Raw genomic sequence first — 22,119 nt, forward strand, 5'->3', positions numbered from 1 at the left:
CGTCGACTCTTCAAGGGCTGAAAATGACTTCTGTTGCTCTCGGAATCCCGTCCGTAAGGACCAGGCCGATCGCCGAGCGACGCGTATCCCGTCAGATCATGGTCGGTTCCGTCCCCGTGGGCGGGGACGCGCCGGTCTCCGTCCAGTCGATGACCACCACGGTCACCGCCGATGTCAACGCGACGCTCCAGCAGATCGCCGAGCTGACCGCCTCGGGCTGCCAGATCGTCAGGGTCGCCGTCCCCTCCCAGGACGACGCCGACGCGTTGCCGATCATCGCCAGGAAGTCGCAGATCCCGGTGATCGCCGACATCCACTTCCAGCCGAAGTACGTCTTCGCCGCGATCGAGGCGGGCTGCGCGGCGGTCCGGGTCAATCCCGGCAACATCAAGAAATTCGATGACAAGGTCGGTGAGATCGCCCGCGCCGCCGCCGAGCGCGGCGTGCCGATCCGGATCGGCGTCAACGCCGGATCGCTCGACCCCCGCCTGCTGCAGAAGTACGGCAAGGCCACCCCCGAGGCGCTGGTGGAGTCGGCGCTCTGGGAGTGCTCGCTCTTCGAGGAGCACGGCTTCCGCGACATCAAGATCTCCGTCAAGCACAACGACCCGGTCGTGATGGTGCAGGCCTACCGCCTGCTCGCCGCCCGGTGCGACTACCCGCTCCACCTCGGCGTCACCGAGGCGGGCCCGGCCTTCCAGGGCACGATCAAGTCCGCGGTCGCGTTCGGCGCCCTGCTCGCCGAGGGCATCGGCGACACCATCCGCGTGTCGCTGTCCGCCCCTCCGGTCGAGGAGGTCAAGGTCGGCAACCAGATCCTGGAGTCGCTCAACCTGCGCGAGCGCGGCCTGGAGATCGTCTCCTGCCCCTCCTGCGGGCGCGCCCAGGTCGACGTCTACACCCTGGCCGAGCAGGTCCAGGCGGGGCTCGAAGGGCTGAAGGTCCCGCTGCGCGTCGCGGTGATGGGCTGCGTCGTGAACGGTCCCGGCGAGGCCCGCGAGGCCGACCTCGGCGTCGCGAGCGGCAACGGCAAGGGCCAGATCTTCGTCAAGGGCCAGGTCATCAAGACCGTCCCCGAGTCGCAGATCGTGGAGACCCTGATCGAGGAGGCCCTGCGCCTCGCCGAGGAGATGGGCGTGGAGGTCGACCTCGACGACGACACCCCCGGGCCCCAGGTCGTCGTCGGCTAGCCGCCGCCCGGCCGGAGAGTTTCCGCCGCCCGTCCCCCGGATCGCACCGCGCCGGGGGGCGGGCGGTTTCGTGTGCCCGTACGACGGCCCTCCCCGCGGCCATCCGTCGCCTGACCTCATGTCATTACAGTTAGCAATGATCTGACTACACTTTGCTAGCCGTTCGGCTGTGTTCCGGATGATCGCGCCGCCCCCGGGAGACCATCGCCTCTGCCGTACGAGTAGGGGGACCACACAGTGAAGAAGAGGGTCGTCGGGATCGCCGCGAGCATCGCGATGCTGACCGTGGCGGTGGGGGTGCCGCAGGGGGCGGTGGCCCAGGAGAGACGGGAGAGGGAGGTGCTGGCCTGGGGGCCCTGCGAGGGCGGGGCCGCGGTGACCGGGGCGGCGTCCGCTCCCGCCGGACGGGTGGACAACCCGATGGAGTGCGCCACCCTGAGGGTGCCGCTCGACTACGCCAACCCGTCCCAGACCATCACCATCGCCCTGAACCGGATCAGGGGAAGGGCCACCCACGACCGTCTCGGCGCGCTGCTGGTCAACCCCGGCGGTCCGGGGGCGTCCGGCCGTGACCTGGTCAAGGGCGTCGCGGCGGGGCTTCCCGACGGCCTGGCCGACCGGTTCGACGTGGTCGGCTTCGACCCGCGCGGGGTGGGGGCGAGCGAGCCCGCGCTGAGGTGCGTCGATCCGAAGAAGTACTACGAGGCGCCCCGCCCCGACCAGGTGCCGGTCACCCGGCACGACGAGAGCGTGCTGATCGGCCGGGCCCGCAAGTACGCCCAGGCGTGCGGCGAGCGGTGGAGCTGGATGCTGCCGCACATGACCACCGAGAACTCCGCCAGGGACATGGACCTGATCAGGGAGGCCCTCGGCGAGCCGAAGATCAGCTTCCTGGGTTACTCGTACGGGACCTACCTCGGCGCGGTGTACGCGACGCTCTTCCCCGACCGGCTCAAGCGGCTCGTCCTGGACAGCGTGGTCGATCCGCGCGGCATCTGGTACCGCTCGAACCTCGACCAGAGCATCGCCTTCCAGGACAGGCACGAGGACTTCCTGAAGTGGATCGCCCGCCACAACCCGGTCTACCGGCTCGGCGCCACCGAGAAGGCGGTCTCCTTCGCCTGGGACGCCATGCGGGACCGGCTGGGCGACCGTCCGGCGGGAGGGGTGGTCGGCCCGAGCGAGCTGGACGACGTCTACACCCTGGGCGGCTACTCCGACGCCGTCTGGCCGCAGCTGGCCAAGGCCTTCTCCGCCTACGTCAAGAAGGGCGAGGCGACCCCCCTGGTCAACACCTACCGCAAGCACGCGGTGAACGACGCCAAGGACGAGAACAGCTACGCGGTCTACCTCGCAGTGCAGTGCCGCGACGCCGCCTGGCCGCGCGACTGGGCGCGCTGGCGGACCGACATGACCAGGGCCAACGCCAGGGCGCCCTTCCTCACCTGGCCCAACGCCTGGTACAACGCGCCGTGCGCGTTCTGGCCCCAGCCGGCCGGGACTCCCGTGCGGATCCACGACGACGCCAAGCTGCCGCCGGTCCTGCTCATCCAGGGGCAGCGCGACGCCGCCACCCCGTACGCCGGGGCGGTGCGGATGCGCGCCCTGTTCCACCGCTCCCGGCTGCTGGCCGTGCCGGGCGGCAACCACGGGGTCGCGCTCAACGGGAACGCCTGCGTCGACCGGCGCCTGGCCGCCTACCTCAGGGACGGCACCCTCCCCGGCGACCGCCAGACCTCCGACGCCCCGGACGCCCGGTGCCCGGGAGTCCCGGCGCCCGTACCGGTGACCGCCCCCGCGACCGTCCGCGTACCCGCCGGGCACACGACGGAAAGAGGCGGTCAAAGCAGGTAGATGAGAGGCTCTGTGTTGGTTCCTGCCAAATTCGAGGGGGTCGCGTAGGCTGAGCACGTGATGCTGCGCACAACGGCGTCGCGCGTGCTCGACGACAACGATCGAGACGAGGTCCTGGCGCTTCTCGACACCGACCCCGTCGGCAATGTCTTCGTCGCCTCCAGGGTCCGTTCGGTCGGGCTCAATCCGGCCAGGCTCGGTGGCCAGATGTGGGGGTTCGGGCCGCGCGGCGGCCTGACCTCCATCTGTTACGCCGGGGCGAACCTGGTTCCGGTCAACGCCGGTACGGACGCCGTCTACGCCTTCGCCGATCGCGCGCGCAAGCAGGGCCGCCGCTGCTCCTCGATCGTCGGCCCGGCGGACGCGGTGGAGGTGCTCTGGGAGCGGCTGGAGCCGTACTGGGGGGCCGCCCGCGCGATCCGCTGGGCCCAGCCGGTCATGGTGATCGCCGAGCCGTCACCCGTCCCCGCCGACCCGCTGGTGCGGCGCGTCCGGCCCGACGAGTTCGAGATCCTGCTTCCGGCCTGCGTGGCGATGTTCACCGAGGAGGTGGGCGTCTCCCCGGAGGCCGGGGACGGCGGCGCCCTCTACCGGTCCAGGGTCGCCGAGCTGATCAGGATCGGCAGGTCCTACGCCCGCATCGAGGGCGGCAGGGTCGTCTTCAAGGCCGAGATCGGCGCGGTGACGCCGCACGCCTGCCAGATCCAGGGCGTCTGGGTCCACCCCGACCTGCGCGGCCGGGGCCACGCGGTGGCGGGGATGGCCGCGGTGGTCAAGCACGCGCTCGACTACTTCGCGCCGGTGGTCTCGCTGTACGTCAACGACTACAACGCCCCCGCCAGGGCCGCCTACCGCCGGGCCGGTTTCGTCGAGGTCGGCACGTTCATGTCCGTGCTCTTCTGAGTTTTTTGTGATCAGGCTCAGGGGCTGCGGACCAGCCGGGTCATGAGGTGCTCCAGTTCCGTCTCCGGGTCCGCGGTGAGGCCGGCGTGGACCGGGCCGGTCTGCACGATCGTGCTGCGCGGGGCGGTCAGCCAGCGGAAGCGGCTGCCCAGCGGCTCCTTGGTCAGCGGCCCCGAGTCGCTGTCGCAGGAAAGCCGGTAGGCGCCGAGCGCGTGCCGTACCCCGTCGAGGTCCACGCCGGTGTCGAGGGCGCGCAGGCGTGCCTCGTCGAGCTCCACGCGGGCGCACAGGTAGCCGCGGGGCTGGCAGTAGAGCAGCACGCCCGCGTTGATCAGCTCGCCGCGCTCCACGCGGGGGATGACCCGGATGATCGCGTACTCGTAGACGTCCTTCACCGGTTGTCCTTCCAGAACGCGCCCACCGAGCCGGTCTTCCTCTCCTGGTCCTGCGGGGGCTCCTGGCCCGGCGGCCGGAGCAGCCAGGTGCGCGGCCCCTGGGCCCGCGCCAGCAGGTGGTCGACGTACGCCTGCCGCACGGCCTGCGCCCCGTCGAACCCCGGCTCGTCCTCCAGCCACTCGTCAGGGACCTCGTCCACCACCCCGTCGAGCAGGTCTCTGGTGATCATCTCGCTGAGCTCGGCGTCGGCCTCGGGAACCCGGGTGGCGAAGGGGGCCATCACGTGGTCGCCCGCGTCGAAGTCACGCGACGGGTTGGCCGAGGGCCAGTTGTGGTGGAACCAGAGCGCGGCGCCGTGGTCGATCAGCCAGGTGTCGCCGTGCCACAGGAGCAGGTTCGGGTTGCGCCAGCTGCGGTCGACGTTGTGGATCAGCGCGTCGAACCAGAGCAGGCGGGAGGCGAACCCGGGCTCGGGGGGCCAGGCCAGCGGCTCGAAGCCCAGCGCGCCCGGCAGGAAGTCGACCGCCAGGTTGTTGCCCTCGCTGGCCTTGAGCAGGTCCTGGATCTCCTCGTCGGGCTCGCGGGCGCCGAGCTGCGGATCGACGTCGATCACCTTCAGCTCGGGCGTGCGGAATCCCAGGCGCCTGGCCAGCCCGGCGGACACGATCTCCGCGACCAGCACCCGGCGCCCCTGCCCGGCACCGCGGAACTTCACGACGTGGGTGCCGAGGTCGTCCGCCTCCATGATCCCGGGCAGCGAGCCGCCCTCACGCAGAGGCGTCACGTAACGGGTGGCTTTGATCGCTTCAAGCACCTCGCCAGGCTACCGGGTTGATACCCGTAAGAGGTGGCCGTCCCTTCTGTCCGGGCACTCTGTCCGTCCACGCGACGGAGGCGGACCGCCGGGTGGCCGGTGTGCCCGGTTCTCTTTCCCTGTCATGAGGTGGGTTCCATGGTCGGAGCGGGTGGGGAGGGCGGTTGTGGATTCGGGGGATGTGTTGTGTCTTGCCCTGACCTGAGCATCACATGAGTGTCACGGTGAGGAAGACAAGACCTTCCTTCCCGTTGACTGTCGGCGATGCTTCTTCTTGAGTGAGAAGGGTGGCGGCGAGGGGAGGCTCGCGTGCCGTATGCGCAGCCGCTCAAAACGGGGGATCCGGCGGGGCTCGGTGAGTACGAGATCATCGGGCGTCTCGGAGAGGGTGGGCAGGGGGTGGTCTACGTCGGGGTGCGCCCCGACACCGGCTCCGAGCCCTACGCGGTCAAGCTTCTGCACGGTTCGGTGGGGGAGGATCCCGACGTCTTCCTGCGCGAGGTCGAGCTGGCGAAGCAGGTGGCCCGGTTCTGCACGGCCCAGGTGATCGACGCCGGGCTGGACGGCGACCGGCCCTACATCGTCAGCGAGTACGTCGACGGCCCGTCGCTGCACCGCGAGGTCGCGGTCAGCGGGCCCCGCGAGGGAGGCAGGCTGGAGCGCCTGGCCATCGGCACGGCCACCGCGCTGGCGGCCATCCACCGGGCCGGGATCGTGCACCGCGACTTCAAGCCGCAGAACGTGCTGCTCGGTCCAGACGGGCCGAGGGTCATCGACTTCGGGCTGGCCAGGGCGCTGGACGCGGCGGCCACCCAGAGCGGGCGGGGCGCGGGCACCCCCGCCTACATGGCGCCCGAGCAGGTGGAGGGCGCCGAGATCAATCCGGCGGCCGACGTCTTCGCCTGGGGCGCCACGATGTGCTTCGCCGCCAACGCCCAGGCGCCCTTCGGACAGGACTCGATCGCGGCCGTCCTGAACCGGATCCTCACCGCGGCCCCGCAGCTGGGCCGTCTCGACGGGCTGCTCGGCGCGCTGGTGGTCGACTGCCTGGACAAGAACCCCCGCAACCGCCCCAGCAGCCGGGAACTGCTGCTCGCGCTGCTCGGCGACGACGGCGGCCGGTCGGTGGTCGAGTCCCGGCTCTCGCCGGTGCCGGGATTCCCGCCCCTGCCCGGCGGTCCCGACGTCTCCGGCCCTCCGGTCTCCTCCGGCCGGTCCGGTCTCACGGGCCTTTCCGGTACGGGCTTCTCCGGCTTCTCCGGCCGGAGGGGCGCGTCGCGGGCCGGGTCCGGCGAACCGGGTGGTATGCCCTCGGCGGGCGGGCGGTCCGGCGGGCGCGCGTACCGCACCGGGGGCGAGGACTTCGACGAGCCCAGGACCCACCCGGGGCGGGCGGCCACCAGGGCCTCGGTCGCGGTCTCCGGCGCGCTGCTCATCAGCGCCGCCGTGCTGGTGGGGGTGCTGGTCCCGGCGCTGAGCGGTGTGGCGCCGGGAGGCGCGCCCGCCCCGCCGGTCGTCCCGGCGGTGGAGGCCACCTCCCAGGGCGACACCACGCCGCACGCGGGCAGGACGAACGCTCCGGTCAAGCCTCTCCCGGTCCTGCCGACGGTCCCGGCCAGGCCGCCGCGCGCGGAGGGCGTCAAATCCTCTCCGCTGCCGCCTCCCGCCGCCACGGTGGTCGTGCCCGCGATCGTCGGGCTGGATCGTTCCGAGGCGGAACGCCTGATCAAACGGGCCGGGCTGGTCGCCGGGGCCGTCAAGGCGGTCGACTCCGGCCGGCCGCTCGGGGAGGTGCTCGGCAGCAGCCCGGCGCCGGGGACCGCGCTGCCGAAGAAGGGCAGGGTCGACCTACAGGTCTCCGGCGGCACCCAGGTGCCCACGCTGGTCGGCCTCGCCAGGAAGGCCGCCCAGGCGGCGCTGGCCCGTGCCGGGCTGGCCTCCGGCGGGGTCAGCACGCGCTGTTCGGACCAGCCGGCGGGGCGGGTGCTCGCGAGCACCCCCGGCGCGGGCAAGCGGGTCTCCCCGGGGAGCGCGGTGGCGCTCGTCGTCTCCAGGCAGGGCGTCCCGGTGCCGCCGGTCACCGGCCAGGGCGCGGCCGACGCCTCCAACACTCTCGGCGGGGCTGGCTTCGCCGTACGGACGCGGGCGCGGCTGGTCACCGACGAGGCCCAGGACGGGGTGGTGCTGGCGCAGAGCGTGGCGCCCGGCACCTGTGCCAGGCCCGGCGCGACGATCGTGATCACGGTCGGTGTCGAGGGCCAGAGCGGGCCGGGTCCCGGACCGGGGCCGGACCCGGGGGAGACCGTCGAGCCTCCCGATCCCACGGTCCCGCCGGTGCCCGTTCCCGGGGAGGCGGCTCCATCGGGGTGAGGTCCTTCCGGGGGCATCCGGGCCTGGCCACTGGCTGCGTCGCGGGCGAGGACGCCAGCTCCGTCGGGGTGAGATCCGTCCGGGGGTGGGCGGGGGCGTCCGGGGGTGGGCGGACGCGGCGGGGACTCGCCGCCCGGCCCGGTGAGGCACCCGGGCCCCAGAAAGTCTCGGAGAGCTTCGGAGAGCTTCAGAGACCTCGGGGACGGGGAAGGCGCGCTCCAGAGGGAGGACCGGGTTCCAAGGAGGCGTGTTCTGGGAAGGCGCGCTCCAGAGGGAGGACCGGGTTCTGAGAAGGCGCGTTCTATGCGTTCTGGGAAGGCGCCCTCTAGAGAGAGGACAGGACGGTGGCCAGGAGGGTCTTCCTGACCTCCTCCTGGGGGAGGTCGATCGTCTTGACCACCGCGTACTGGAGTGAGCCCAGCATGGCCCAGGCCCAGACCCGTTGGGCGGGGTCGGGGTCGGGTCCGGCCAGGCGCCGGTAGATCGCGTCGCGGAAGACGCGGACCGCCTGGCCGGGGGAGCCGGGGGGCGCGTCGTCGTCGCAGCTGATGTCCTCCATGATCAGCCTTATGATCGCCCGGTGGGTGACCGAGAAGGTCACCAGGGCCTCGACGAGGGCGCGGTCGTCGTCGAAGTCGCGTTCGAGCAGGGCCACGATGTCCTCGACCGCGGGCGCGGTCAGCTCCGTGGCCAGGCGATCCTTGGGATGGAAGTGATAGGCGACGGCCGTCTTCGTCAGACCGACGGCGGAGGCGATGTCGGCCAGCGAGGTCGCCGCGTAGCCGTGCTCGGCGAACAACCGGCGGGCGGCGTCGAGGATTCGCTCGCGCGTCTCGTGCCCGTGCTCAAGTGTGGTCATCGTCTCACTCCCACCCCGACTAGAGCATTTCCCAATTTGTCCCCCTACTCTCATACCGTAGGTTCTGTACGACCGTACAGTACGGCTTTTCAGGACGTTTGATACAAAAAAGCGGGGCGATCACCAATGTCTGGTTTGCTGGGGCGGCTGGGAAGCTGGTGCGCGCGGCACGGCAGGGCCGTGCTGGCCCTGTGGGTGGTCGCGGCGGTGCTGCTGACCGCGGGGTCGGTGTTCTTCCCCGGCCCGGTCAGCAACGACGTCAGCATTCCCGGTACCGACGCCCAGCGGGCCGTCGACCTGATGAAGGACGGCTTCGGCGCCGGGTACGGGGCGGGCGGCTCGGCCCAGATCGTCCTCTACTCGCCCGACGGCCCCCTCATCACCGATGCCAGGAAGCGCGCGGTGGAGCGCGCCGTGGACCTGATCCGCGAGGTGCCGCACGTGAAGGAGGTGAAATCCCCCTACCAGGTGGGCGGTCTCGCCCCCAGCCTGGAGATCGGCATCATCTCGGTCAAGCTGGAGGGGAACGACACCTCCAAGCTGGCCGAGACCACCGCGCTCCTGTCCGAGGCGGCCGAACCCGCACGGGCGGCGGGCATCGAGGCGGTGCCCGCGGCATCGGCGAGCCCGGCGGACAAGGAGATCAAGACCGGGACCAGCGAGATCATCGGCGTGGTCTGCGCGCTGCTGGTCCTGCTGCTCGCGTTCGGCACCCTGGTCGCCGCGATGATCCCGATCTTCACCGCGCTGATCAGCATCGCGACCGGGCTCGGCGTGGTCAGCCTGCTCGGTCACATCGTGGACGTGCCCAAGCAGGCGTCGATCATGGCGACGATGATCGGTCTCGGCGTCGGCATCGACTACGCGCTCTTCCTGCTCAGCAGGCACCGCAAGCTGCTCGCCGACGGCCTGCCGGTCCGCGAGGCGGTCCGCCGGGTGGTCGCCAGCTCGGGCGGCGCGGTGGTGTTCGCCGGTGGCACGGTGATCATCGCGCTCAGCGCGCTCATGCTCGCGGGCTTCCCCCTGCTGCAGACGCTCGGCTGGATCACCGGCATCTCGGTCGTCTGCGCCGTGTTCACCTCGGTCACGCTGGTCCCCGCGCTGCTCGGCCTGCTCGGGCACCGGATCAACGCGCTGCGCCTGCCGTTCACCGGACGGAAGGGCAGCCACGGCTCCTCCGGCTGGGCCTCGCTGGGCAACTGGGTGGCCCGGCGGCCGTGGAGCGTGCTCGCGCTCAGCGTCGCCCTCCTGGGCGCGCTGGCCGCCCCCGCGCTCGCCCTCAAGCTGGGCCCGCTCGACAACGGCTACGCCGACCGCGGCACCGACACGCGACGCTCCTACGAACTTCTGCAGGCCGGGTTCGGGCCCGGCATGAACGGCCCGCTCGTCGTGGTGGCGGACCTGGACACGAGGATCGTCGACCGGGAGCCCGCCCCGGCCGTGCTGGGCAACCTGAAGGATCGCGTCGCGGACGTCGAGGGAGTGGTCCACGTCGGCGACCCGATCCTCAACAGGGGCGGTACGGCGGCGCTGGTGCAGGCGATCCCCGCCTACGCCCCCAGCGACCCCCGGACGCTCGACGTGGTCAAGGCGGTGCGCGCGATCGACGTCGAGGGAGCCCAGGTGCACGTGGGCGGGCAGGTCGCCGGAATGGCCGACGCCGGAGACAGGATCGCCGGGCGCACGCCCCTGGTCGTCGGCGTCGTGGTCCTGCTGAGCGCGCTGCTGCTGCTCCTGGCGTTCCGCTCGCCGGTCGTCGCGATCAAGGCCGCGCTGATGAACCTGGTCTCCCTCGGTGCCGCGTTCGGCGCGCTCTCGCTGGTCTTCTCCCTGGGACTGGGCAGCCGCCTGGTCGGCATGGACGCGCCGGTCAGTGTGGACGGCTCCTATCTGAGCACGGTGTTCTTCACGGTGCCGATCGACAGCTACATCCCGCTGATGCTGTTCGCGATCCTGTTCGGGCTGTCGATGGACTACGAGGTCTTCCTGCTCACCGCCGTGCGGCAGGCGTACCTGAGGCACGGAGACAACCGCAGGGCGGTGGCCGAGGGGCTGGGGTCGACCGGCAGGGTCATCACCTCGGCGGCCCTGATCATGGTCGCGGTCTTCGTCGCGTTCGTCGCCTATCCCGACCCGATGGTCAAGATCTTCGGTGTCGGCCTGGCGGTGGCCATCGCGGTGGACGCCACGATCATCCGGGGCCTGCTGGTCCCGGCGACCATGGCCCTGCTCGGCAGGGCCAACTGGTGGTGCCCCGCCTGGCTGGACCGCATCCTGCCCGACCTCTCCGTCGAGGGTCACGAGGAGGACGAGGAGACGGAGGAGCCGCGCAGGGAGCTCGTCGGCGCGGGCCGAGGCTGAGGGGCCGTACCGGCCTCGCTCTCCGGGGCTCCGCCGGTCCCCGGTTTCGTTCGCGGTGACGGCCCGTCCTGTCCCTGATCGCGGGGAGGGCGGGCCGCTCGCGTACGCGGGGAACGCCGGTCGGTGTCCCAGTCGCTTCCAAGTCCTCCCCAAGTACCCTCCGTCAGTCTTTCGCCTGGGAAGCGAGTTTTGGGGAGAGATACGAAGATGTGGGGAAGAATCAGCGCCGTCGCCGGACTGGTGCTGGCGAGCACGCTGGCCCTGCCGGGCACCGCGGTGGCGAAACCCAAGGATGTGGACGTCCCCGTCGGGACGTGGCTGGCCGCCAGGACGCACCCGGCCGTCCAGCTGACCTCGGTGTCCTACACGGCCGACGTGGCCGTACCGACGCCCGAGGCGAACCTGGAGGCGATCAGGACCCTGACCCAGCAGGGGGTCGACGCCGTGCGGAGCGGCAAGATCTCCTCCGACGAGAACAGCATCTACCGCTGGGTCGTCCAGCAGATGGCCAAGGAACCGGGCCGCTACTTCTCGCCCGGCGGGCGGGAGCGGGTCGTCGAGGCGACGGCGGGCGGGCTGTGCACCGGCTGGTGGGTCACCCCGGACGGCTACATGGTCACCGCGGCGCACTGCGTCGGCCAGGAGGAGACCGAGCTGGCCCAGACCTTCGCGGCCCAGGCCCTCACGAAGATCAACGAGAAGGACGCCGCCGACCTGGTCGCCGACCTCGGGGACATCGCCTCCGACGAGGAGATCCTCAGGACGGCGACGAAGATCTTCCAGGTCTGGAACGCGGACAACATCAAGATCCGCAACGTCAAGAGCTCGCTCTCGCTGCTGCAGAGCCTGCCGGGCGGCGGCGTCGACAAGACCACCAAGACGGTGCCGATCGAGCTGGTCGCCAAGGGCACGGTCTACCCGGGCAAGGACGTCGCGATCCTCAAGGCCAACGGGCAGAGCAACCTGCCGACCGTGCCGCTGGGGCAGGACTCCGACGTGCGCGTCGGCGACACCCTCTACATCAGCGGGTTCCCCGGTACGGTGACCCAGACCTCGATCTTCAACCTGGAGTCCAAGCTCGACCCGGCGTTCACCGAGGGCCCCTACAACGCCGCCCGCCAGACCCCCGAGGGGGTGCCGTACATCCAGACCCAGGCGCCCTCCTACCCGGGCAACTCCGGCGGTCCGGTGTTCAGCAAGGACGGCAGGGTCATCGGCATCCTCGTCGGCGGCCTGATCCAGCAGGACGGCGGCTCCACCGAGGGGGAGAGCTTCGTGCTGCCGGTCAGCATCGTCAAGGAGAAGCTGAACGAGAAGAACATCAAACCGGCCGAGTCGTCGACGACGAAGGCGTACAACGAGGCGCTCGACCTGTTCTTCCAGAACAGGTACTCCGACGCGCTGCCCAGGTTCCGCGAGGTGCAGGCGCTGCAGCCGAACCACCCGTACGTCGCCAAGTACGTCAGCGACTCCCAGCAGGCCATCACCGCGGGCAAGGACGAGAGCGGCACGCCGATCCTGCCGTGGCTGCTGTGGGGTGGCGGCGGCCTGGTCGTCCTGTTCGTGATCGGCACGATCGCCGCGGTCGCGAGGGGCAGGCGCCGTTCCAGGGGACCGGCCCCGTTCCCGCCCGCTCCGTACGGGGCCCAGCCCGGCTATCCGGCGCAGGTGCACGGCGGCCAGTACGGTCAGCCGCAGTACGGGCAGGGGCAGCCGTACGGCGCGCAGCAGTACCAGCAGCGGGCGCCCCATCCGCTTCCCGCCGCGCCCGAGGACACCCGGGCGGTCCGCCCGTACTCGCCCTACGACCCGCCGCGGTCCCACCCGGGCGCGGGGGGCGCGGGAACCGCCGGGGGGCCGGGGGCCAACACCCGGATCGCGGGCCTGGAGGCGGAGCTGGAACAACTGCGCCGGAGCATGGGGCAGCGCCCGCCCGAGCAGCGCTGAGGGCGCCCGGCCGGACGGCGCCGGGCCGGTCCCGGGGGCACGGCCCGCCCTTCGGCCCCTTCCGCCGGGCCGAGGGCGCTGTTCGGCCGGACGACGTCCCGGGTCCCCGGGCCGGGGCCGACTCCGGGGCTCAGATCCAGCCCTCCTCCCAGGCGCGGTGCGCGGCGGCGTGGCGGGAACCGGCGCCGAGCTTGGCCATGGCCGCCGACAGGTAGTTCCGGACCGTGCCGGGGGCGAGGTGGACCTGTGCCGCGATCTCGTTGACCGAGGCGCCCGCCCGTGACGCGCGCAGCACCTCCAGCTCCCGTTCGGACAGCGGGCAGTCGTCCTCCGAGAGCGCGGAGGCGGCGATGTCCGGGTCCACGTAGCGCCGACCGGCGGCGACGTCGCGGATGATCTCGGCCAGCCGGGCGGCGGGCGTGGTCTTGGGCACGAACCCGCTCACCCCCGCGGCCAGGGCGCGCCGCAGCACGCCGGGCCGGGCGTGCCGGGTGACGAGGACGATCCGGGTGGGCAGTTCGGAACGGATCACCTGCGCGGCGCGCAGCCCGTCGGCGGGCGGCATCTCCAGGTCGAGCACGGCGATGTCCGGCCGCCACTCGCGTGCCAGGCGAACCGCGTCCGTGGTGGTGGCCGCCTCGGCGACGACGTCCAGGTCGTCCTCCAGCGCGAGCAGCGCGGCCAGGGCTCCTCTGATGAGGTCCTCGTCGTCGGCGACCAGCAACCGGATCATCGCGCGCCCGTCCCGGCCGGATACGCGCGGGCGTCGGCGGGCAGCGAGGCCGTCACCTCGAACCGGTCGCCGTCGTACCGCCAGTCCAGCGTGCCGCCGACCCGCTCAAGCCGCTCGGCCAGGGAACGCAACCCGGTGCCGGTCCCCGCGTCGGGGTCGATCCCGGGCCGGGGGCGACCGTCCGCCACGCCGTCGTTGCCGACCCGGAGCCGGGCACGGCCGTTCGCGACGTCGTAGGCGATGTGCGCCCGGCGGGCCCGGCTGTGGCGCAGCACGTTGGTGGTGGCCTCGCGCATCACCAGGCCCAGGACGTGGCGGGCGGGCTCCGGCAGCGGGTCCGCCCCGGTGGTCCGGCCATGGTCCACGGCCGTGTCGACGCCGGCGGCGGCAAGCACCTTCGCGGCGTTGGTGATCTCGTCCTCCAGGGTCGTACGCCGGTATCCCTGCACCACGGCACGGGTGTCGCGGAGCGCGTCGGCCGCCAGCAGCCGCACCTCCCGCATCTCCGCGGCGGCCCGGACGGGGTCGGACCCGGCGAGCCTCTCGGCCAGTTCGCTCTTGAGGGCGACCACCTGCAGGTGGTGTCCCTGGATGTCGTGCAGGTCGGCGGCGAACCGCAGCCGCTCGTCCTTGACCGCCACCTCGGCGGCCAGGTGCCGTGCCTGGTCCAGCCGGTCGGCGACGTCCCAGGCCCACAGCATGCCCAGCGCCATCCAGACGACGGAGGCGACCACACCGGCCGGGAAGGCTCCCGCGCGGAGCCATCCGGTGCTCCCCGAGGCGAGGGCCACGGACCCGCCGAGCACCGCCGCGACGACCACCGCGACGGCGATGAGGGTACGCCGGTGGGGCGGTCGCAGGAACATCGCGGTGATCGACACCATCACCGCCGGGGCCACCGCCCACAGCCCGTCGTCGCGCAGGGCGAGCGGGATCACGCCCAGCGCGGTCGCCGCCAGGCCCCCGGCCACCAGCCAGCCCACCGGCGGCCCGGCGGCCCGTTCCCGCGTACCCGAGGCGCTCGTCAGGCCCCGCGTACCTGGGGCGCTTGTCAGGTCCCGTGTGTCGGCGGGCAGGCGCGGTAGCCGGTGGCCGAGCAGCACGCCGACGGCCACGACCAGCACGGCCAGGGCGAGGCCGGTGACACCCCTCACCCAGGCGGCCACGCCCTCGTCCATGGCCCAGGCCCTGACGAAGAGCACCAGGGAGACCGTGATGCCCCCGGCGAGGCTCCACCACGTGTAGCGGCGGAAATCGTTCAGCCCGGTCCCGCGCTCGCTCGGCCCGTTGCGCACGCGGTCATTGTCTCCCGCGCGGTGGGGGGTGTGGCGTGCCCCGATGACAAATGTCACGAGATTTCGTGACATGGCCATGCCGGGACGTGCCGGTTCGGCACTACTGGTGGCTCCCGCCCTCCCGCAGCCTGGGTGTCGTACACCCCGACCCCGTACACCGGAGGAGCACGACATGAGAGCGAGAGCCGTTCACGCCCACGGCTGGTGGCCCTTCTTCCGTCACTACCTGGAGATGCTCGCGGCGATGGTCGTCGGCATGGTGGTGCTCGGCGCCGTCGTGCGTGCCGGTATGGCGCTCGCGGGCCTGGAGTTCCCGGTACGACCGGAAGTGGCCGCCCTGGAGATGGCCGTCGAGATGACCGCCGGGATGGTCGTCTGGATGCGCTACCGGGGCCACGGCCGGCCCGCGACGCTGGAGATGGCCGGGTCCATGCTCGTTCCCGCCCTCGCGCTGTTCCCGCTGCTGTGGGCGGGCGTGATCTCCGGCGAGGCGCTGTTCCTGCTGGAGCACGTCGTGATGCTCCCGCTCATGCTCCTGGTGATGCTCCGCCGCCGCGACGAGTACGGAGGTCCCTCCCATGTCTAGCGTCACGCCGTCCGATGTCACGCCGCGCCGTCCCGGATGGGCGGCCGTGCTGCGGCGCTGGCCGACCGCCCTGGCCGCCGGGCTGTGCGCGGTGATGTCGCTCGGAGGCCTCTCGGCGGGGAAGATCACCTCGCTCGCCGAGGTCCTCCTGCTGCTGCCGCTGCTCTACCTCGTGGTGGCCAGGATCCGGAGGCGGGAGGCGTCGTGGCCGGTGATCATCGCCTTCGTCGCCCTCTACGTGGTCCTGCGGGCAGTAGACGTGGTCGCCGCACCGGCCGTGTTCGCCGTCATGGCGCTGGCCGTGATGGTGTGGGGCGCCGTGTCCGGCGATCTACGCCGCTCGGGCGCGTTCCGGGCGCAGGCCGCGGGGATGATCGGATTCGGGGCCCTGGCACTGGCCGCGCTGGTGGCGGAGCCCGACCTGGGCCGCTATCTGGTGGCGGCGGGCTGGTTCCTGCACGGCCTGTGGGACTTCGCCCACCTCAGGAGGAACGCGGTCGTGTCGCGCTCGTACGCGGAATGGTGCGGCGTCGTCGACATCCTCGTCGCCGCGCAGCTGCTGTTCCTCGCGTGAACGGCGCGTACGGGGTGTGGGAGGGCGCGTACGGCACCAACGGCCGGTTGTCTTTTGTGACGAGGGGTTGTCCGGCCCCAAGAAAAGGTCACGGCAGGCCAAAGAGCGCGTCAAATCGTTCGTTGCCGTGCGGGCGGGCGAAAGCCGGGGCTGGGGGGCAACGGATGATCTCCGATGGTAAAACGCCCGGGAAAAGGATCTACCGGATCGCCGCAACCGGGGCCTGGACCGCCGTATTCGCACACGTTCGACCCCGCCAACCGGTCTTTGCGTCGGCGCCCGGTTTCTTTACCTTTTAGCGAAATGGGTAGACATATAGGTATTTCTCCCGATATGCGGGTAGCGCCATCGGGAGATGCTGGTCACACCAGGAAAGGCTCAACAGCAACCAGCGAAGGTTAAAAGGTACGAGCCATGTGTCAGCACCAGCCGCGATGCCCACTCGCAAGCGCACCCGATCACGAAGCCGCGTCTCTCGTGGCCTTCCACCCCGAGCAGGGGTGGGGTCTGCTCTGCAACGGTGTGGTGGTCTTCGACGACACCGGAGCGCTCATGCCTGACGGTCGCAGCACTCCCGTCCACGGCATGCCGCTCCAGCGGGTCTCTCTGGGCCAGGCGGCATGATCCCGCGCCGCGCGCCCGCCGGACCGGGACCGAACACGCCCCGCGGACAGGTAGCTCCGCGGCGGACGGCGGCCTCCGGCAGCGGACGCGCGTGCGAACCGCACACGATCAAGGTAACCGCCGAGCAGGCAGGTGGACGCTCATGAACCCACTTCTCGAAGAGTCGTACGGCCAGGAGACGTCGTGCTCCTTCGCGCCGGAGTCGGCGTCGGTGCCCCAGGCACGCCACCTGACCCGCGCCTGCCTGGCGGAGTGGGGACTGCACGAGCACACCACGGTCGCCGAGCTGCTCGTCAGCGAGCTGGTCACCAACGCGCTGTGCCACTCGCGGGGAACCATCAGGCTCGTCCTCTCCTTCCAGGACGGCCTGCTGCGCTGCGAGGTCGAGGACGCCGACCCCTTCCTGCCCCGCGCGTGCCGGGCACGCGACGACGAGGAGCGGGGACGAGGGCTGCACCTGCTCGAACTCCTGTCCTGCTGCTGGGGCAGCGCCCGCACCTCCGAGGGCAAGGCCGTCTGGTTCGAACTCACGGCGAACGCGGTCGCGGCCTGACCACAAGTGACCACAGGGCCGCCCTGACCGCGAAGCCGACCTGATCATGAATCCGGCCTGACCGCGAAGCCGGTCGCCGGACGCGAGAACCCCCCGCACGGTCCCTCCGGGGGCCGGGCACACATACCACCTCCGAGGGCTGGAGACCGGGTCCCCCGACACGGTCTCGGCCGGACGCCGGAGCCGACGGGATCATCGCACTCGTCGGCTCCGGCGTCCCATGTTCTCCGGAGACTCCCGGCCTCCCCGTCAGCTGCCGGGCGGGCGTTCCCCGTTCGTGTTCCGGACGCGCTCGCCGGTCCAGACGGCGATCTGGGCCCGCGAGTGGAAGCCGAGCTTGGTCATGATGTGCTCGACGTGGCCCTCCGCGGTGCGCTGGGCGATCGTCAGCGAGGCCGCGATCTCCTTGTTGCTCAGCCCCTGGGCGACGAGCTTGGCGATCTCCGTCTCCCTGCGGGTCAGCGGCGACGGCTCCTCGTCCTCGCCGGAGGGCTCGGCGCGGCGCGCGCTCTCCTCAAGGGCGAAGGCGATCGCCTCGTCGCACCGCATCTTCGAGCCCTGCCTGACCACGGTGTCGAAGACCTGCTTTCCGAGAGCCTCGCGCGTACGCTCCTCGCACTCGGCGTGGTAGCGCGTCAGGTGCCCGAAACCGGACAGCGGTGCCCCGATCGCCTGCCAGACCGGCTCCAGGATCCCCAGCAGCCTGGCCGCCCGCTGGTGGTCGTCGTCCGCGGCGGCGATCCAGGCCAGCACCTCCAGGTTGACGCCGACACCCAGAAGATCGTCGAGCGAGCGGTTGAACCTGAGGCTCTCCTTCTCCAGCTCGGCGGCGCGCCGGGCGTCGCCCTGGCACCAGACCCCGACGCCGAGCGCCATCATCGCGTACGACCGGTGCCAGCCCTCCTCGTGGGCGTCGCACAGCGCGATGCACTCCTCACCGGCGGCGACGGCGCTCGACCAGTCGCCCCTGAAGGAGTGGGCGAGGCAGAGCCTGACGAGCGCCAGGGCCTGGCCCGTCGGGTCGTCGTCGGCGCGGTGGCGCTCCGCCGCCTCCTCGTACAGGCTTATCGCGCGTTCGACGTCTCCCCGGAACATGGCGATCATCCCCGAGTAGAGCGCGACGTAGGCCAGGACGGGCTCCTGCCCGGAGCGCCTGCCGAGTTCCCCGGCCTCCTCCAGCATCGCCGAGGCGGAGACGACGTCGGCCTGGATGATCGCCAGCCAGCTGTTGGACCACAGCGCCCGGCCCCGGATCTCGTCGGGTCCGGTGCCGCCGAGGAGGCTCAGGTCCATCCAGCGGCGCCCCTCCCTGAGGTAGTGGCTCGTGATCCAGTGGTAGAGCAGGTCGGTGGCCATGCCCAGGGCGGCGGAGGTCCCCCCGGGTTCGGCGAAGCAGTACTCCAGCGCGGTGCGCAGGTTGGCGTGGTCGAGCTTCAGCCTGCCCAGCCAGGACACCTGGAGCGGGCCGAACCGCCGCGCGTACGCCTCCCCGGCCAGCCGCCGGTAGTGGTCGCGGTGCAGCCGCTGCAACGTGTCCTCCCGCCCCGAGGCCACGAGTCTCTCCCTGCCGTACTGCCTGATCGTCTCCAGCAGCCGGTAGCGGGTCGCGGTGGAGGTCGAGGGGGGATCCTCCCTGATCAGGACCGACTTGCCCACCAGGCCGATCACCAGGTCGACGACCTCCTCGCGGTCGATGCCGTCCCCCGAGCAGACCGCCTCGGCGGCTTCGAGGTCCAGGCCGTCGGCGAACACCGAGACGCGCTCCCACAGCAGCTGCTCCTTCTCGGTGCACAGGACGTAGCTCCAGTCGATCAGCGCGCGCAACGTCTGCTGGCGGGGCAGCGTCGCGGGTGAGCCGCCGGTGAGCAGCCGGAACCGGTTGTCCAGCCTGGCCAGCAGCTCCTCGGGGGAGAGGGCGCGCAGCCGTACGACCGCCAGTTCGATCGCGAGCGGGATGCCGTCCAGGCGGCGGCAGATCTGCTCCACGGCGGGCCGGTTCGCCTCGGTGAGCGTGAAGTCCGGCAGGACGGCGGTGGCCCGTTCGGTGAACAGGCGTACCGCCTCCGACGGCACCGGTGGCTCCGCCGTCGGCCCGAGGATGCCGGAGCCCGGTGGCGGCAGCGGCAGCGTGGGGACGGTCAGCGTCTGCTCACCGGCGATGCCCAGCGCCTGACGGCTGGTGGCGAGGATCCGCAGGGCGGGGGCCGAGCGCACGAGGGTTCCCGCCAGTACGGCGCAGGCCCGCAGGAGGTGCTCGCAGTTGTCGAGGATCAGCAGGGCCCGCTTCTCCCGCAGGTGATCGACGAGCACCTCCACGGGAGACCGGTGGGAGACGTCCCTGATCTCCAGGGCCTCGTTCACGGTCCCGGCGAGCAGCTCAGGATTCTCCAGCCCGGCGAGCTCGACCAGCCACACCCCGTCGGGAAACGCCCGCTGGACGTCGGCGGCGACACGCAGGGCGAGCCGGGTCTTGCCGACCCCGCCGGGGCCGGTGAGGGTCACCACGCGCGCCCCGGACAGCAGGCGCTTGACCTCGGCCATCTCATGCCGACGCCCCACGAAACTGGTCACCTCGGGGGGCAGGCTCGTCGCCTGCCACCGCTTCGAGGTGGCCGGTGCCACCTCTTCCATCAGCGCCTCACGCCGGTTTTGCCAGTTTTGGCTTTTTTGGCAAATGGATCGCCGTATGTCCGGATCTGGCCGACATAATCCACACTATGCGCAGGCCGTTTCCCCGCGCACACCTCGTGGCCGGGTGAGCACTCAGGGGGGCGGGACCAGAGCGGGACCGGGGCAGGACCGGGGCGGGCGCGTCACCGGCCGCCGGTCCTGCCCCGGTCACCTCACAGGATGCCGTCCAGGATGCCGCCCAGGTCGACGTCCAGCTCGATGTCCACCGGGCCCCGCCTCTCCTCGGTGGGCCGCTCCGAGTCCCGGGGGCCCGGGTCCGCGCTCGTGTCCGGGGCCGGGCCGGTCTCCGGGCTTTCGTCCGCGTCCGGCTCGGTGCCCGGGTCGGGGGCGCAGGGGGGCAGATCGATCCGGACGGACCGGGAGGGCGCGTCCCCTTCGGGAACGGTGGTGATCGTCACCAGCCGGGTGACGTACCCCCCGCACCGGGGCGGGTCGGCGAACTCCCCGGTCACCTCCCGCTCGTACTCGGTGGCGCCGGACAGCTCCAGCTCCCGCGTGCCGCCGGTCGGCGTCTCGCGCGTTCCCCCGAGGCGCTGGGCGAACCCGAGCCGTACGATCACCGGCGAGGTACCGGAGGTCCTCACCCGGAAGCCGACCGTGGTGCCGTCGAAGGAGGTGATCGAGACCTCCGGCGGCGCGCACGGCTCGCCGCGTACCACCTCCGTGCGGCTGGACGTCCCGCCCGGGGCACGGGGCACGGTGGAGACCGTGACCCGGCGGTAGAGGGTCTGCCCGCAGGCGGGGACGGTGAAGGCGTGCGGGACGGTGTGGGAGTAGATCTTCAGCCCGCCGACCACGGAGGTGGCCGAGCCCGCCCGGACGAGCCGGTCGCGGCCGGGTCCCTCGGCGAAGGTGACGGTCACCGCGACGTTCCCCCCGGTGGAGGCGCGGAAGCCGACCGTGGTCCCGTGCGCGTCGATTCCCACGACCCTCAGGCCGCTGACCGTGTGCGCGGATCCCGGCGCGCCCGTCCCCGTGGGCTCGGGGGCCGCGGTCCGCGTGCGGGTGGGCGTGGGCGCGGGCGTCGGCGTGGGCGGGCGCGTGGGGGCCGGGGTCCGGGTGCGGGTGGCCGTGGGCAGCGGGGGCGGCGGCTGCGAGCCGGTGGGCGAGGGAGGGGAGGAGATCGTCGTCCGGGTGGGGGACGGGACCGCCGAGGGGGGTGAGGTGACCTGGCCGGGGTTCGTGCCGTTCGAGGGGGACCCGGGGTTTCTGGCGGTGGCGCTCCCCGAGGGACGGTCGGGGGAGGGGGAGGGGCCGGGCGGGTCCGCCACCTGGCCGCGCCGCCGCTGCGCGGGGGTCTCCTCGACCAGCGCGGAACTGGGCGGCGGGGTGAAGATCGTGTCGGCGGAGAGCCGGTCCTGCGGCCGGTTGGCCGCGATCACACCGGCGGTCATCGCGACGGTGATCACTCCCAGCCCGGCCAGCGTCCTGGGCCCCAGCCGGGAGCGGCGCACCCGTCCCACCCGGCCGAGCACCGTCTGGGCGACCGAGGAGCTCGCCTTCGGCGTGGGCCTGGCCAGCGGGAACGCCAGGGCCAGCAGGGTGGCGAGCTCGGCCAGGTGCCGCCGCCCGCGCTGCTCCCACTCCGGTCCGTACGCCGCCTGCGCCGCCGTCTCCAGCTCCTCCAGGAACGCCCGCGCGCTCCGCGGCCGGTCCGCCGGGTTCTTGGCCATGCCCCGCGCGACCAGCCCGCGTACCGAGCCCGGCACCTCCTCCGCCGGGATCGGCTCGTGCCGGTGGCGGTGCATCAGCACCACGCGATGGTCGGCCAGGTAGGGCCTGCGCCCCGTGAGGCACTCGAAGAACACGCACGTGGCCGCGTAGACGTCGGTCGCCGTGCTCGCCGGTGCCCCCTCCCACTGCTCGGGGGCCATGTAGGCCGGGGTGCCGGCGGTCATCCCGGCCTCCCCGACGTGGGCGGCGATGCCGAAGTCGGCCAGTTTGCTGCCGCCGTCGGCCTGGATCAGCACGTTCTCCGGCTTGTAGTCGCGGTGCACGATCCCGGCGTCGTGCGCGAAGGCCAGGCCGAGCAGCGAGCCCTTGAGCACGGCCAGCGCCGCCTCCGGGCTCGTGCTGCCGTGCTCGGACAGGATCCGCCTGAGCGCGACCCCGTCGACCAGCTCCATCACGATCGCGGCTTCGAGCACGTCCTCGTAGTACTCGTAGAGCTGGACCACGTTCGGGTCCTGCAACTCCACCATGACGCGCGCCTCCGCGCGGAAGCGCGCCAGGAAGCGATGATCGTCCTTGAGGGTCGCGTTGAGGTATTTGATGGCCACGTAGGCACCGGTGGGTGCGTACGTGGCCAGTACCACGCGCCCGCCCCCGCCGGCGCCGAGTTCCCGAACCTCGCGGTATCCCGGAACCAT

General features: G+C 72.1%; 17 protein-coding genes. 10 read left to right on the top strand and 7 right to left on the bottom strand.

Going from position 1 to position 22,119, the window contains the following annotated elements; translation table 11 throughout:
* The first annotated feature begins 23 nt into the window (after positions 1-23).
* The 3 genes from ispG (at position 24) to ACW9TB_RS31650 (ending at position 3,947) form a co-directional block, all read left to right on the top strand.
* The gene (gene ispG, locus ACW9TB_RS31640; RefSeq protein ID WP_472751757.1) at positions 24-1,190 is read left to right on the top strand and encodes a flavodoxin-dependent (E)-4-hydroxy-3-methylbut-2-enyl-diphosphate synthase; all 1,167 of its coding nucleotides are present in this window, start codon (positions 24-26) and stop codon (positions 1,188-1,190) included.
* A gap of 237 nt (positions 1,191-1,427) precedes the next feature.
* Positions 1,428-3,044: an alpha/beta hydrolase gene (locus tag ACW9TB_RS31645; RefSeq protein WP_472751758.1), complete on the top strand. Its 1,617-nt coding sequence runs from the start codon at positions 1,428-1,430 to the stop codon at positions 3,042-3,044.
* 60 nt (positions 3,045-3,104) lie between these two features.
* Positions 3,105-3,947 (top strand): GNAT family N-acetyltransferase, encoded by an 843-nt coding sequence (locus ACW9TB_RS31650; protein WP_472751809.1) that lies wholly within the window; start codon positions 3,105-3,107, stop codon positions 3,945-3,947.
* Between the two features lie 17 nt (positions 3,948-3,964).
* Here ACW9TB_RS31650 and ACW9TB_RS31655 read toward each other — a convergent pair whose 3' ends face one another.
* Both ACW9TB_RS31655 and ACW9TB_RS31660 read right to left on the bottom strand, forming a co-directional pair.
* The gene (locus ACW9TB_RS31655; RefSeq protein ID WP_472751759.1) at positions 3,965-4,342 is read right to left on the bottom strand and encodes a DUF3037 domain-containing protein; all 378 of its coding nucleotides are present in this window, start codon (positions 4,340-4,342) and stop codon (positions 3,965-3,967) included.
* Complete coding sequence (locus ACW9TB_RS31660; protein WP_472751760.1) at positions 4,339-5,157, bottom strand: HipA family kinase; 819 nt, start codon at positions 5,155-5,157, stop codon at positions 4,339-4,341. Before ACW9TB_RS31660 ends, ACW9TB_RS31655 begins: the two co-directional genes overlap by 4 nt.
* 309 nt (positions 5,158-5,466) lie before the next feature.
* Between ACW9TB_RS31660 and ACW9TB_RS31665 the strand changes: the two genes are divergently transcribed.
* Complete coding sequence (locus tag ACW9TB_RS31665) at positions 5,467-7,527, top strand: protein kinase domain-containing protein (RefSeq protein ID WP_472751761.1); 2,061 nt, start codon at positions 5,467-5,469, stop codon at positions 7,525-7,527.
* 325 nt (positions 7,528-7,852) lie between these two features.
* On the opposite strand, the gene ACW9TB_RS31670 is transcribed toward ACW9TB_RS31665, so the two are convergent.
* Positions 7,853-8,386 carry a TetR/AcrR family transcriptional regulator gene (locus ACW9TB_RS31670; protein ID WP_472751762.1) on the bottom strand — a complete coding sequence of 178 codons (534 nt, stop codon included), beginning with the start codon at positions 8,384-8,386 and terminating at the stop codon, positions 7,853-7,855.
* Positions 8,387-8,512: 126 nt separating this feature from the next.
* On the opposite strand from ACW9TB_RS31670, the gene ACW9TB_RS31675 reads away from it, so the two are divergent.
* Together ACW9TB_RS31675 and ACW9TB_RS31680 are read left to right on the top strand one after the other, a co-directional pair.
* Entirely contained in the window at positions 8,513-10,747 is a 2,235-nt protein-coding gene (locus ACW9TB_RS31675; protein ID WP_472751763.1) for an MMPL family transporter, read from the top strand.
* A gap of 207 nt (positions 10,748-10,954) precedes the next feature.
* Positions 10,955-12,694, top strand: coding sequence for a trypsin-like peptidase domain-containing protein (locus tag ACW9TB_RS31680; RefSeq protein WP_472751764.1), 1,740 nt, complete (start codon positions 10,955-10,957; stop codon positions 12,692-12,694).
* Positions 12,695-12,824: 130 nt separating this feature from the next.
* On the opposite strand, the gene ACW9TB_RS31685 is transcribed toward ACW9TB_RS31680, so the two are convergent.
* Together ACW9TB_RS31685 and ACW9TB_RS31690 are read right to left on the bottom strand one after the other, a co-directional pair.
* Entirely contained in the window at positions 12,825-13,427 is a 603-nt protein-coding gene (locus ACW9TB_RS31685) for a response regulator transcription factor (RefSeq protein WP_472751765.1), read from the bottom strand.
* On the bottom strand, positions 13,424-14,722 hold the full coding sequence (locus ACW9TB_RS31690) for a sensor histidine kinase (RefSeq protein WP_472751766.1): 1,299 nt from the start codon (positions 14,720-14,722) through the stop codon (positions 13,424-13,426). Before ACW9TB_RS31690 ends, ACW9TB_RS31685 begins: the two co-directional genes overlap by 4 nt.
* 172 nt (positions 14,723-14,894) lie before the next feature.
* Between ACW9TB_RS31690 and ACW9TB_RS31695 the strand changes: the two genes are divergently transcribed.
* The 4 genes from ACW9TB_RS31695 (at position 14,895) to ACW9TB_RS31710 (ending at position 17,059) form a co-directional block, all read left to right on the top strand.
* Positions 14,895-15,308: a hypothetical protein gene (locus tag ACW9TB_RS31695; RefSeq protein WP_472751767.1), complete on the top strand. Its 414-nt coding sequence runs from the start codon at positions 14,895-14,897 to the stop codon at positions 15,306-15,308.
* Positions 15,301-15,882, top strand: coding sequence for a hypothetical protein (locus ACW9TB_RS31700; RefSeq protein WP_472751768.1), 582 nt, complete (start codon positions 15,301-15,303; stop codon positions 15,880-15,882). Before ACW9TB_RS31695 ends, ACW9TB_RS31700 begins: the two co-directional genes overlap by 8 nt.
* Positions 15,883-16,296: 414 nt before the next feature.
* Positions 16,297-16,506 (top strand): DUF5999 family protein, encoded by a 210-nt coding sequence (locus ACW9TB_RS31705; RefSeq protein ID WP_472751769.1) that lies wholly within the window; start codon positions 16,297-16,299, stop codon positions 16,504-16,506.
* 142 nt (positions 16,507-16,648) lie between these two features.
* Positions 16,649-17,059 carry an ATP-binding protein gene (locus ACW9TB_RS31710; protein WP_472751770.1) on the top strand — a complete coding sequence of 137 codons (411 nt, stop codon included), beginning with the start codon at positions 16,649-16,651 and terminating at the stop codon, positions 17,057-17,059.
* Between the two features lie 249 nt (positions 17,060-17,308).
* Here the strand turns inward: ACW9TB_RS31710 and ACW9TB_RS31715 are convergent, their stop codons facing one another.
* Positions 17,309-19,690, bottom strand: coding sequence for an ATP-binding protein (locus ACW9TB_RS31715; protein WP_472751771.1), 2,382 nt, complete (start codon positions 19,688-19,690; stop codon positions 17,309-17,311).
* A 212-nt stretch (positions 19,691-19,902) separates the two neighbouring features.
* The gene (locus ACW9TB_RS31720; RefSeq protein ID WP_472751772.1) at positions 19,903-22,119 is read right to left on the bottom strand and encodes a serine/threonine-protein kinase; all 2,217 of its coding nucleotides are present in this window, start codon (positions 22,117-22,119) and stop codon (positions 19,903-19,905) included.

The sequence above is a fragment of the Streptosporangium sp. H13245 genome (genome assembly GCF_055690525.1).